Source organism: Flavobacterium arabinosi, assembly GCF_048158725.1.
GTDB classification, from domain to species: domain Bacteria; phylum Bacteroidota; class Bacteroidia; order Flavobacteriales; family Flavobacteriaceae; genus Flavobacterium; species Flavobacterium arabinosi.
In genome coordinates this window covers 115,960-128,676 of record NZ_JBLNKX010000005.1, presented here as the reverse complement: position 1 = coordinate 128,676, position 12,717 = coordinate 115,960, and the positions used below count along the sequence as shown (strand labels likewise).

At 34.2% G+C, this 12,717-nt stretch carries 15 protein-coding genes; 13 read left to right on the top strand and 2 right to left on the bottom strand.

The genetic code is table 11. From position 1 onward, the window contains the following. Positions 1-378 precede the first annotated feature (378 nt). From ACM55K_RS11690 to ACM55K_RS11675, 4 genes are all read left to right on the top strand, one after another. Positions 379-1,065 carry an alpha/beta hydrolase gene (locus tag ACM55K_RS11690; protein ID WP_416850415.1) on the top strand — a complete coding sequence of 229 codons (687 nt, stop codon included), beginning with the start codon at positions 379-381 and terminating at the stop codon, positions 1,063-1,065. Between the two features lie 310 nt (positions 1,066-1,375). After that, a complete protein-coding gene (rlmD, locus tag ACM55K_RS11685) occupies positions 1,376-2,788 on the top strand; it encodes a 23S rRNA (uracil(1939)-C(5))-methyltransferase RlmD (protein WP_416850413.1) in 1,413 nt (470 codons plus the stop codon). A gap of 102 nt (positions 2,789-2,890) precedes the next feature. Then, positions 2,891-3,430: a DUF6452 family protein gene (locus ACM55K_RS11680; RefSeq protein WP_416850411.1), complete on the top strand. Its 540-nt coding sequence runs from the start codon at positions 2,891-2,893 to the stop codon at positions 3,428-3,430. Between the two features lie 10 nt (positions 3,431-3,440). Next, positions 3,441-4,217 carry a DUF6048 family protein gene (locus ACM55K_RS11675; RefSeq protein ID WP_416850410.1) on the top strand — a complete coding sequence of 259 codons (777 nt, stop codon included), beginning with the start codon at positions 3,441-3,443 and terminating at the stop codon, positions 4,215-4,217. A 105-nt stretch (positions 4,218-4,322) separates the two neighbouring features. On the opposite strand, the gene ACM55K_RS11670 is transcribed toward ACM55K_RS11675, so the two are convergent. After that, complete coding sequence (locus ACM55K_RS11670) at positions 4,323-4,559, bottom strand: hypothetical protein (protein WP_416850409.1); 237 nt, start codon at positions 4,557-4,559, stop codon at positions 4,323-4,325. Positions 4,560-4,616: 57 nt separating this feature from the next. Beyond that, positions 4,617-5,813, bottom strand: coding sequence for a THUMP domain-containing class I SAM-dependent RNA methyltransferase (locus ACM55K_RS11665; protein WP_416850408.1), 1,197 nt, complete (start codon positions 5,811-5,813; stop codon positions 4,617-4,619). 69 nt (positions 5,814-5,882) lie between these two features. Here ACM55K_RS11665 and ACM55K_RS11660 point away from each other — a divergent pair, with 69 nt between their 5' ends. The 9 genes from ACM55K_RS11660 to ACM55K_RS11620 all read left to right on the top strand — a co-directional run bounded on the left by ACM55K_RS11660 (position 5,883) and on the right by ACM55K_RS11620 (position 12,618). Continuing rightward, a complete protein-coding gene (locus tag ACM55K_RS11660; protein ID WP_416850407.1) occupies positions 5,883-6,647 on the top strand; it encodes a class I SAM-dependent methyltransferase in 765 nt (254 codons plus the stop codon). 87 nt (positions 6,648-6,734) lie between these two features. After that, positions 6,735-7,403, top strand: a complete 669-nt coding sequence (locus ACM55K_RS11655; protein ID WP_416850406.1) for a ZIP family metal transporter — start codon at positions 6,735-6,737, stop codon at positions 7,401-7,403. A gap of 223 nt (positions 7,404-7,626) precedes the next feature. Then, the gene (locus tag ACM55K_RS11650; protein WP_416850405.1) at positions 7,627-8,337 is read left to right on the top strand and encodes an endonuclease/exonuclease/phosphatase family protein; all 711 of its coding nucleotides are present in this window, start codon (positions 7,627-7,629) and stop codon (positions 8,335-8,337) included. A 170-nt stretch (positions 8,338-8,507) separates the two neighbouring features. After that, positions 8,508-9,656, top strand: a complete 1,149-nt coding sequence (locus ACM55K_RS11645; RefSeq protein WP_416850403.1) for a PDDEXK nuclease domain-containing protein — start codon at positions 8,508-8,510, stop codon at positions 9,654-9,656. Between the two features lie 2 nt (positions 9,657-9,658). Then, complete coding sequence (murQ, locus tag ACM55K_RS11640; protein ID WP_416850401.1) at positions 9,659-10,474, top strand: N-acetylmuramic acid 6-phosphate etherase; 816 nt, start codon at positions 9,659-9,661, stop codon at positions 10,472-10,474. 74 nt (positions 10,475-10,548) lie between these two features. Beyond that, positions 10,549-10,770, top strand: coding sequence for a DUF6095 family protein (locus ACM55K_RS11635; RefSeq protein ID WP_416843835.1), 222 nt, complete (start codon positions 10,549-10,551; stop codon positions 10,768-10,770). Next, the gene (locus ACM55K_RS11630; RefSeq protein ID WP_416850400.1) at positions 10,770-11,342 is read left to right on the top strand and encodes a pentapeptide repeat-containing protein; all 573 of its coding nucleotides are present in this window, start codon (positions 10,770-10,772) and stop codon (positions 11,340-11,342) included. Before ACM55K_RS11635 ends, ACM55K_RS11630 begins: the two co-directional genes overlap by 1 nt. An 89-nt stretch (positions 11,343-11,431) precedes the next feature. Further along, complete coding sequence (locus ACM55K_RS11625) at positions 11,432-11,806, top strand: DNA topoisomerase IV (RefSeq protein ID WP_416850399.1); 375 nt, start codon at positions 11,432-11,434, stop codon at positions 11,804-11,806. 41 nt (positions 11,807-11,847) lie between these two features. Beyond that, complete coding sequence (locus ACM55K_RS11620; RefSeq protein ID WP_416850398.1) at positions 11,848-12,618, top strand: TerC family protein; 771 nt, start codon at positions 11,848-11,850, stop codon at positions 12,616-12,618. Positions 12,619-12,717: the final 99 nt, after the last annotated feature.

The window sequence follows — 12,717 nt, the reverse complement described above, 5'->3', positions numbered from 1 at the left end:
TAGACAAGCCAATAAAAAGACCGTATCAATAATGGTAAGTCCCAGAAATGCTGCTAAACCCGCAAAATACGGATTAATCAAATAGTCAAATAGTTCTGTGTAAAATTGTTGTTGTTTTACTTGTTTAAATCATAGCAATTAATCAAACTAACAACTTCCCTGCTCCAATTATAGTAAAAAACAGGTAGTTGCGAAAACTTTGGAATACTTGCAAAATTAAGATTTGTGGTGAAAAATTAATCCAATGCCTTTTTTACAAAAAGGGAATAATTGCAGTCTAAATCCCATACATTTACTTCTCATTTAGATTTTTAGATAAATTCAATTAGTGGCAAACGGTTATAGACCACTTAAAATTTCAACATACTTTAGAATGATATGAAGAAACAAAAAAGAAAAATATTTGCTTTGATTTGGGCAGCGCTTGGATTGTGTGTTTTAATTTGGATAGGGAATTCATACCAAACTAAAGGAGTTTCTATTACTGTTTTTCAAAACAATTCATCTGTTCAAGTAGACAATACAGATGACTTTATTTCATTTACACCAAAAAAAAGTTGTCAAAAAGTATTTATCTTTTATCCAGGTGCCTTAGTCGCTCCAGAAGCATATACTCCTCTTTGCAGAAAAATTGCTGATAATGGTTATAAAAGTATTATTATCAAAATGCCTTGGCGACTTCCATCGTACGGTTATAAAAAGCCAAAAGAAATGGGCTTTTTCAAAGACACCACAAAGCAATATATTTTAGCAGGACATTCCAAAGGCGGTATGATGGCCGCTCGATTTGTTTATGAAAACCCAACTCTAATCGATAAATTAATTTTATTGGGAACAACACAACCGAGAGACTTTGATCTTTCTAAATCATCAATACCAATAATGAAAATTTACGGTTCTAATGACGGAGTTGCTGATGCAAAAAGTGTTACCTTAAATAAACCTAAATTGCCGGCAACAACTAAATATATCCTAATTGAAGGGGCGAATCATTCCCAATTTGCTTACTATGGCTCACAATTAGGCGACGATAAAGCTACTATCAGTAGAGAACACCAGCAATAAATAATTTTGAATACCATTTTATTATTTATCAAATCATGATAAGATAAAATATACAAGCCGGCAAAACCCAATTCTTACCCACAACTCCCCTGCCCCCGATTATAGCGAAAAACTTGCAGTTCCGAAAGCTTTAGAACACTTGCCGGTAAAGAGCGACCAACGGAAGATCCTTTAAAGGCGTGGTGTTCTTGCTTACGGAATTGCAGGTTTGTAGCGGAAAGCGGGATTAGGCTCAAATAAAAAACACTACATATTAAAAATATTTCCCAATTTGAATTTATAAAACCATTCAAACGCTTATTTTTGCGCTATGGCAAAGAAAAATACAGACAAAGTTGTCTTTCATCAAATAAAAGTCCTTGATGCTGGTGCAAAAGGCGTTTCGGTAGCAAAAGCTCCGGACGGTAAAGTAGTTTTTATCCCGAATGTGGTTCCGGGTGATGTGGTTGATGTGCAGACTTTCAAGAAGCGCAAGGCTTATTACGAAGGAAAAGCAGTTCATTTTCATGAATATTCAGAACATCGTGTAGAGCCTATTTGCGAGCATTTTGGTGTTTGTGGCGGTTGTAAATGGCAGAATATGAAATACAGCCAACAGTTGTATTACAAGCAAAATGAGGTGAAAAATCATTTGCAACGCATCGGAAAAATAGAACTTCCGGAATTTGAAACCATTCTAGGTTCGGAAAAACAGTTTTTTTACAGAAACAAAATGGAATTTTCGTTTTCGAACAGCCGTTGGTTAACCGAAAAAGAAATTGACAGCACCGAAGATTTAGGAAACAGAAACGCACTTGGTTTCCACATTCCGAAAATGTGGGACAAAATCCTGGACATCAACAAATGTCATTTGCAGGAAGACCCATCGAATGCAATTAGAAACGAAGTTAGAGATTTTGCCAATGCACATGGCTTGACTTTCTTCAATCCGAGAGATCATGAAGGATTGCTAAGAACTTTGATGTTGCGTACCGCTTCGACCGGCGAAATAATGGTTTTGATTCAGTTTTTTGAAAACGATAAAGCCAACAGAGAATTGCTACTAGACCATCTTTACGAGAAATTCCCTCAAATTACTTCGCTACAATATGTGATAAACAACAAAGCGAACGATACTTTATACGACACTGACATTAAATTATACAAAGGAAGAGATTACATCCTGGAAGAAATGGAAGGTTTAAAATTTAGTATTAATGCGAAATCTTTTTACCAAACCAATTCTGACCAAGCATACGAACTGTATAAAATAACACGCGATTTTGCCGGATTGACTGGAAATGAAATCGTTTATGATTTATATACCGGAACGGGAACTATTGCGCAGTTTGTTTCGAAAAAAGCAAAAAAAGTAATAGGTGTGGAAAGTGTTCCTGAAGCCATTAAAGATGCTAAATTAAATGCTGAACGCAATGAAATTACCAATTGCGAGTTCTTTGTAGGAGATATGAAAGTTGTTTTCAACGATAGTTTCATTGCTCAACACGGACATCCTGATGTGATTATCACCGATCCACCAAGAGACGGAATGCACAAAGATGTAATCGAACAAATTATGAAAATTGCTCCTGAAAAAGTGGTTTATGTAAGTTGTAATTCGGCTACACAAGCGCGTGATTTGGCTTTGATGGACGAGAAATACAAAGTGACTCGGGTACGTCCTGTGGATATGTTTCCGCAAACGCATCACGTTGAAAATGTAGTACTTTTGGAAAAAAGATAATTGATTTTTATTGCTTCGCCAATTCGCAAAAGCTGGTGAAGATTAACGATTTTTGATTGCAGATTTTAATAAACTGCAATCAGAAATCTTCATTAAAAAAATATGAAAAAAATAATTTTATTGGTATTCGCTTTAGCGCTATCATTCTCCAGTTGTGAGAAAGATGATATCTGCGATGCAAATACTCCTACAACGCCACGTTTAGTGATTGGCTTTTATGATTTCTTGAATCCTTCGGTTTTGAAAAATGTGACAAATCTAAAAGTAGTTAGTCCAGGAATGACCGATGGAATTATTTTTAATGCCAGTGCGACAGATGATTCTAAATACCTGACTAACGGAAGCACGATTTCAATTCCATTGAAAACAACCGACGATACGACAAGCTATAGTTTTATTTTAAATTCCGGAAATGCAAATCCAGCGTTGGTAAACGAAGACAATATAAGGTTTGATTATACCAGAGCTGACTTTTTTGTATCAAGAGCTTGTGGTTTTAAGACGCTGTTTACGTTAAACACTTCAAACCCTTACACGCATACTGATGCAGCGGTTCCTGATACAAAATGGATTAAATACATCTCGGTTGAAAAAAGTAATATAGATAACGAAAATGACACACACATTAAAATATTTTTTTAGTTTTTGCCTCATGTTGTCTCTTTTTTTGGCACAAGCACAAGACACCGATACCATCCAAAGAAAAAAAATGGATCAAGTGATTCCAGAAGCCCAAAAACCAATAACTAAAAAACTTCCTCAAGAAATAAAGAACGATACGATTATAAAAACGGATCGTTACGGTTTTCGTGTAGGTGTTGATTTATACAAATTGACGCGTTTTTTATATGATAAAAATTATAAAGGCTTAGAATTAGTCGGTGATTATCGTTTGACAAAAAGATATTTCTTGGCAGCTGAAGTTGGAAACGAAAATAAAACAACTGAAGACGACCGATTGAATACCACAGCAAAAGGGACTTACCTAAAAGCGGGTTTTGATTACAATGGCTATGAAAACTGGCTGAATATGGAAAATATTATTTCGATAGGAATGCGATATGGTTTGAGCAGTTTTAGTCAACAATTGAACAGTTATAAAATCTACAATGCCAATCCTTATTTTGGCCAAGTACCGGCAATTACATCAGGAACTAAATACAGTGGACTGACCGCTAGCTGGGTTGAAGTCGTGGCAGGAGTAAAAGCTAAAGTTTTTGATAATGTGTTTGTGGGTTTCAGCCTTCGCTTGAATGCATTGGTTACTAATAAAAAACCAGACAATTTTGACAATCTGTACATTCCTGGTTTCAATAGAACCTATAATGGTACTTTTGGGGTAGGATTCAATTACACAGTTACCTACTTCATCCCTTTTTACAAGAAAAAAACAGCTACAATCGTTCCTAAAAAAGTAGAGAAGAAATAATTCCGAATTTAGAATAAAAAAATATCGCAAAGAAAACTACAGTTCTCTTTGCGATATTTTTTTGTTTTGAGTAATGAATAAACATATACTGTAAGACTTTTAAAACTATCCAATAACCCGAATTCCTTTAATGAAAATCCATTTCATAAATAATTTTTCTCCGTCCTTCGTTTTCACCGCCTGAAATTTAGGTGATAAAAGCGTCCCAACTGCAAAAGCAGTCAATGGAACCCAATAGCCGGTTAAATTGGTATATTGATCCACTATAAATCGGAATGACGTAAATAATATTGCAAAACAACCCAATTGATATAGGAAAGCGCGTACTTGTAATTTGGTCATTTTTATGTTTTAAGTTTAAGGTTTTAAAAAGTTTAAAGTCGGAAGCTCTAAAAACTACTAACTGATTTCTGAAATCTGGTCTTGATCCCCGCTTTCTGACACTTGAAACTTCGTTCTCTTACTTCCTTCGTACATTTCGTATTTTACCAATCGTGCTTCTAAACCAGCATTGAAAAGTTTGATTTTTCTCGAAGGTTTTAGTCCAACGTATTTCAAAGCTTCCAGATTAGCCGTGATAAACCAAGAGTTAGTTCCCGGGTAATTTTTCTTTAACGTATCGCCAATACTTTTGTAGAATTCTTCCATGTGAATATCCAATCGCTCATCATACGGCGGATTGAAAACCATGTGTAATTTTCCTTCTGATGTTTTTTCTGTATCAAAAAAGTTTTTTTCTTCGATAGAAATATACTCATCCAGATTGGCATTTTTGATATTGTCTTTGGCTTTTTGAACCGCACTTGGTGCTTTATCATAGCCTTTTATGGTGTAATGAAACTCCCGAACGCGTTTCAATAAACTATCTGAAATATTATCAAATAAGTCATTGTCCCAATCGTTCCACTTTTCGAAAGCAAATTCTTTTCGGTTGATGTTTGCTGGAATATTACAGGCAATCATCGCCGCTTCGGCTAAAAATGTTCCGGAACCACACATAGGATCCAAGAAATCGCCTTGACCGTCCCAACCGGAAAGCAATAGAATTCCTGCAGCCAATACCTCGTTTATAGGCGCAATATTGGTAGCGGTTCTATAGCCACGTTGGTTCAATGAATTCCCGGAAGTATCCAGTGCAACAGAAACTTGGTCTTTATCGATATGAATATTGATTCTCAAATCAGGATGTACTTTATCAATGCTTGGTCGTTGTCCCGTTCTTTCTCTGAACTGATCTACGATTGCATCTTTACATTTTTGGGAGACAAATTCCGAGTGATTAAAATATTCCGAATGTACCGTTGTATCAATCACAAAAGTCTGATTGGCATTCAGTAGTTTAGACCAATTCATACTCGAAATGCCTTTGTATAAAGCCTGTTCATTATTTGCCTTGAAAAAATAAATAGGTTTTAGGATTTTCAAAGCGGTACGCAAAGCCAAATTTGCTTTGTACATAAACCCTTTATCTCCTTTAAAACTCACCATTCTTACACCTTGCTCCACGTTTTGTGCGCCAAGCATTTGCAATTCTTTTGCTAATATCTCTTCAAAACCAAAAAAGGTTTTGGCAATCATTTTATAATTATTTTCCATTGTAAAATCAAGTATTCGGTGCAAAAATACACTAAATTTGCATCAATCGAATTAATTGAAAAAGAATAAATGTCTGCAGCACAAAATCCACCAACTGAAAATCAACCGAAATCATCTGAAAACTGGTATACGTCTTGGTTTGACTCTCCATATTATCACATTCTTTACAAAGAACGAAACTACAGAGAAGCCCAGGTTTTTATGGATAATCTTACACATTATCTAAATCTTCCTGAAAAGGCAAAAGTATTGGATTTAGCTTGTGGTAAAGGCCGTCATTCTATTTATTTGAACCAATTAGGATTTGATGTTCTTGGTGCTGATTTATCTGAAAACAGTATTGCTGAAGCTTCTAAAAACACCAATGAAACGCTACATTTCAAAGTTCATGACATGCGTGAACCTTTTGAAGAAAAATATGATGCCATTTTCAATTTGTTCACCAGTTTTGGCTATTTCGAAAATGACGAAGACAATCTAACGACATTAAAAGCCATAAAAGAAAGCCTTTCGGAATATGGATTTGCCGCAATTGATTTCATGAATGTCAACCAAGTCTTAGAAACATTAGTTCCCGAAGAAACAAAAACAGTCGAAGGAATCGATTTTAATATCAAACGTTATCTAAAAGACGGTCATATTTACAAAGAAATTGATTTTGAAGATAAAGGTCAAAAGTTTCATTTTACCGAAAAAGTAAAAGCGCTTACGCTAAAAGATTTTGAGGAATTAATGGAAGAAGCCGGAATTTACTTATTGGATATTTTTGGAGATTATAAATTGAAAAAATTCCACAAAACTGATAGTGAACGACTAATCATGATTTTCAAATAGTTGTTAATTCGGTTAATTGTCTATGAGGATTAATCGACAAAACAAAAAACGGTTAAACAGATTAATAAATAAACGGTTAAATAAATAATGAATTATCTTTTACCATTACTTTCCGTACTTATAGGATATATTTTCGCTTTGGTTTTAAGACCAAAAAACAAAACAAACTTAAAGCTTTTATTGGCCTTTAGCGGCTCCTTTTTACTTTCCTTAACAGTAATGCACTTATTACCTGAAGTCTACGAAAGCGCTAGTCCAAAAATTGGAATTTTCATCATGCTGGGAATCTTATTCCAAATCATATTGGAATTTTTCTCGAAAGGTGCCGAACACGGTCACGTTCACGGCCATGAAATAATGACCCAAATCCCGTGGTTGCTATTCATCAGCCTTTGCATACACGCCTTTCTGGAAGGATTTCCCGTAAGCCACCACCATGATTTAGCAGTGGGAATTGCCATTCATCATTTGCCAATCGCCATTATTTTGACGACATTTTTCATCAATGCAAGTCTGGATAAAAAAGCGATACTTTTTTTCATGGTAACTTTTGCAATTATGACACCGCTAGGAACATTTTTGTCTGATTATATGCCCATCTTAAACGTATATTATACTGAAATCACAGCCATAGTAATAGGAATATTATTTCATATTTCATCCACCATTATTTTTGAAACCAGCGAAGGACACAAGTTCAATATCGCCAAAGTTTCAATGATCATTTTTGGAATTGCCTTGGCGTATTTTATATAATTTTATAATTTGGGCGTGACCCGCTGAAAAATCGGGTCGGGCTATTCGCTGCAATCTTTTTATTTTTAAAGAAAAAATAAAAAGGATTTCCGCTGCTATCCCTCACGCAAAAAAAGAACATTTTATGTTACAAAATTATCCAAAATTGGGTAGATTACAGTCATATGGCTCCTATTAATAAGTTACCTGCTACTTGTAGCACGACTCAACGACAATAAGCAGAATGAAAATAATAACTTGGAATTGTAACATGGCTTTCCGTAAAAAAGCGGAGTTTATTCTGGCAGAACAGCCAGACATTCTAATTGTTCCTGAATGCGAAAATCAAGAGCGACTTTTATTTGGGCCTGACACAAAACAGCCAACTGATATTTTTTGGTATGGCGACAATCCACATAAAGGAATTGGAGTTTTTTCATATAGCGACTTCAAAATTAAACTATTTGATATACACAATACGGATTTTAAATATGTTTTACCTTTGTCAGTTTACAACGATAAAATCGATTTGACAGTTTTCGCAATATGGTCACAGAAGCCTGAAAAACACGACTGCTATACAGAGCAGGTTTGGAACGCGGTTCATTTTTATAGCAACTTATTAGACAATAAAAATGTAATTCTTGCTGGAGATTTCAATAGCAATTCCATTTGGGACAAACCAAACAGAATTTATAACCATACAAACCTTGTTGATTATTTAAAGACTAAAAATATTTTAAGCACTTATCATCATTTCCACAATCAAACTCAAGGAAAGGAAAAAGATAAAACACTTTTTATGCACCGGAAAATTGATAGACCATATCATATCGACTTCTGTTTTGTATCTTTAAATCTTATTGAAAAATTAGATAATGTCGAAGTTGGTGCTTATGAAAAGTGGACAAAACACAGCGACCATAAACCATTAACAGTTACACTTGACATATAACAGAAAAAAGAACAGCAATAGGTAACAACTTACAACCTCAAAAAAATGACCTTCACAAAAACCACCGAACAATCCTCAAAATACGAACATTTAGAAAAAAACAATCCTAGCATTTATTAAAATTGTATTTTAGAGGTTTTGAAAAATTAGGTGTTCTAGAAAATGTAATTATGCAAGAAATTCAAAATTTAGTAACCATAATAAGCGAAACCCAAACCTATTTTAGGCAACAAGCCCAAAAACAGGTCAATATTGGGCTAACGTTGCGCAACTGGTTTTTTGGTTTTTATATTGTAGAATACGAACAAAAAGGCAAAGACAGAGCGGTTTATGGAGAGAATTTAATTCAAAATTTATCGAAATTATTGGGAGAAAAACATCTTAAAGGTTTTTCGGCAGTGAACTTAAGAATGTATCGGAATTTCTATTTATGTTATCCTGAAATTCAACAGTCAGTGACTGTTGAATTATATCTCAATGATTTTCAACAAAATAAAATTTTGCAAACAGTATCTGCAAAATTGATGGCTGACCAAAATCACGCCGAAAACAACGAAATTGTAATTTCCCAGTCAGCGACTGGAAAATCTATTTCGGATATTGAAAAAATGATTAATCATTTGAGTTTTACCCATATCATAGAATTGATAAAACAAGACAGTGAAACCAAACGCAGTTTTTATCAATGGCAAAGTACTGATAATAGCTGGTCTGTACGAGAATTGCAACGAGCTGTAAACAGTATGTTATATGAACGAACTGGTTTGAGTTTTGACAAAGAAAAAGTAATTGAAAATCAAAAAAAACAACTACCAATTCTTCCAGAAGATTTTTTCAAAAACCCATATATTTTGGAGTTTTTAGAACTCAAACAAGAAACTGATTATTCCGAAAGCGATTTAGAACAAGCTATCATCAATCATTTACAAACATTTTTGATAGAATTGGGCAAAGGATTTTGTTTTGAAGCGCGTCAAAAACGAATTACTTTTGACAATACCCATTATTTTATAGATTTGGTTTTTTACCATCGTATTTTGAAATGTAATATTCTCATTGACTTGAAATTAGGCGAATTCACGCACGCCGATTCAGGCCAAATGAATATGTATTTGAATTATTATAATGAAAATGAAAAACAAGAAAATGATAATCCGCCTATTGGATTGATTTTGTGTGCAGGCAAAAACGAAAATCTAGTAAAATATGCCACAGCAAATTTGACACAACACGTTTTTGTTTCTAAATATTTGATAAACTTACCCAACGAAAACGATTTAAAAAAAATCATTGAAGAAGAACAAAAGAAATTTATTTAAAAATGACCTTTACTAAAACCACCGAACAATCCTCAAAATACGAACATTTAGAAAAAATGTCGGTTCAGGAATTACTTTCTAATATTAATCAGGAAGACAAAACCGTGCCTCTTGCCGTAGAAAAAGCGTTGCCACAAATAGTAAATTTAGTGACCGAAATCGTTGCCAAAATGAAATTCGGCGGCCGATTATTCTATATTGGCGCAGGAACCTCTGGACGATTGGGAATTCTTGATGCTTCGGAATGTCCGCCAACCTTTGGCGTTCCTTTCGATTTAGTAATCGGAATTATTGCCGGTGGCGACACTGCAATCCGTAGAGCCGTAGAAAATGCCGAAGATAATGCCACACAAGCCTGGATTGATTTGAAAGCTTTCGATATAAATGAAAATGATGTTGTAGTGGGAATAGCTGCTTCAGGCACAACACCTTACGTCATTGGAGGATTACAAGCTTGTAACGAAAATAATATCACTACAGCAAGTATTTCTTGCAATGCAGGAAGTCCGCTTTCGCAAACCGCAAAATTCCCAATCGAAGTAGTTGTGGGACCAGAATTTGTAACCGGAAGTTCTCGTATGAAAGCGGGAACAGCCCAAAAACTGGTGCTGAATATGATTACCACCACCACCATGATTCAACTGGGGAAAGTAAAAGGAAACAAAATGGTCGACATGCAATTGAGCAATAGCAAACTGGTAGATCGCGGCGTGAAAATGATTATGGGAGAAATTCCTGTTTCTTATGAAGCAGCAGCCGAATTATTGAAAAAACACGGAAGTGTGAGGAAAGCTGTTGATTATTTTACAGCTCAGTAAACAGATTTCAGATTACAGGCAACCGTTTTTCAGTACATCGATTAACTTTAAACATTAAAATTTTAGACAAAATAATGGCAACTAACAAAGAACTATTATCTAAAGGAATCAAATATTTAGCAGGTGCTTTACCGCTACTATTTATAGGCCCATCTGTGATTTATAATGCTTTTATGAATCAACAGAATGTATGGCATTATTTGGTTTTAGCAATAGGAATTATTGCTTGTCTTATTGCTATGTTTCTGATGTATTTGGGATTAAAAACAATTATGAAAAGCTTATTTAACGACTGATGGAAAACCTAATTCACGTTCAAAAAACATTTGAAAAAATCGTTTACACCGATAAGAAAGTAAACAACCGAGAATTTGAAGATTGCATTTTTAAAAACTGTGATTTATCAAATAGTGACTTCTCCTATAGTAGCTTCATGGATTGTGAATTTATAGATTGTAATCTGGCTGTGACCAAATTATCAGGAACAAGCTTAAAAGGAATACAATTTAGAAATTGCAAATTACTTGGTATTCAATTTGAGGAATGCGACGATTTCTTGTTTAATGTCAATTTTCAAGAATGCGTTTTGGATTACTCATCGTTTGCAAATAAAAAGATGCCAAAGACAAAATTCAATTCTTGTTCGTTGAGAGAGGTAAGCTTTATTGGAACCAATCTTACGAATTCGGTTTTTGAAAACAGTAATTTAGATGGTGCTATTTTCAATAATACCCAATTAGCGGGAGCTGATTTTTCAAAAGCAACTAATTTTAAAATTGATCCCGAATTCAATCCCATGAAAAAAGCCAAATTTTCCACACAAGGAATTATTGGACTTTTAGATAAATATGATATTAAAATCGAATAACTAGCCCTGATTGAAGTGGAAATCCTTTTTTGAGGTTTTTACCGAAAAAAAGATTGAAACGCAAAGCAGGAAACAGCTCCAAAAAAAATATGAGAAAAATAATCTTCCTCCTCCCATTACTATCGCTATTGTCATGCTACAATGTGGAACGCAATTGTGCAGCCTTTAAAACGGGGAAATTCAAATTTGAACACGAAGTCAACGGCGTAAAAAAAACAACGGTTTTTGAGCGAAATGACAGCCTGGAAATTGAAACGTTTGAAGGAAAGACGGATACCGCTTCGATTCGTTGGGTAAATGATTGTGAGTATATTTTGCAGAAATTACATCCCAAAAATATGGCAGAAGAAAAGGCAATTGATATGAAAATTTTGACAACATCGAAAAATTCTTATACCTTTGAATTTGGAATGGTTGGCGTTGACACCAAACAAAAAGGTACTGTCACCAAGATCTCTGATTAAATAATTTTACGTTAAAAATTTACAAATCATAACTAAATAAAATGGAAGTATTTTTAAATGCCGATGCTTGGATTGCCTTATTAACATTGACCTTTTTGGAAATTGTATTAGGAATCGACAACATTATTTTTATATCGATTGCTACTGGAAAATTGCCAATTGAGCAACGCAAAAAAGCTACTAAAGTGGGAATGTTTCTTGCTATGTTTATGAGAATTGGGCTTTTATTTGGAATTAATTTATTGATTCAAATGAAAGAACCTTGGTTTCATATCGATTTGAGTTGGTTTTCCGCGGGAATTACAGGTCAAAGTATCATTCTGTTACTAGGAGGATTATTTTTGATCTATAAAAGTACAAATGAGATTCGGGAGAAAGTAGATGAGAGGGGGCATGAAGAGAAAGAGTTAAGCAAAGCGGCTACAAAATCATTTCAAAATGTACTTTTACAAATCATTATGATTGATTTAGTATTCTCTTTTGACAGTATTCTTACTGCGGTAGGTATGACTAATGGTGTTGAAGGTGCTATTTATATTATGGTTACTGCTGTGGTTATTTCTGTATTAATTATGATGCAATTTGCAGTTCCTGTTGGGAATTTTGTCAATAAACACCCGTCTATTCAAATTCTGGGATTATCGTTTTTAATTTTAATTGGAATGATGTTACTTACTGAAAGTGCACATTTATCTAATGCTTTAATCTTTGGAAATCACGTTACACCAGTATCAAAAGGGTATTTGTATTTTGCGATAACTTTCTCTTTATTAGTTGAAGTATTGAATATGAAAATGAAGAAAAATAAATAACCGTAAAATATATTTTCATAAAAAAAGCTCCCGAAATGGAGCTTTTTTTATGCTGAGAATATGCCAAGTCCTGAAATTTCGAAATTTAAAAAAAGATTC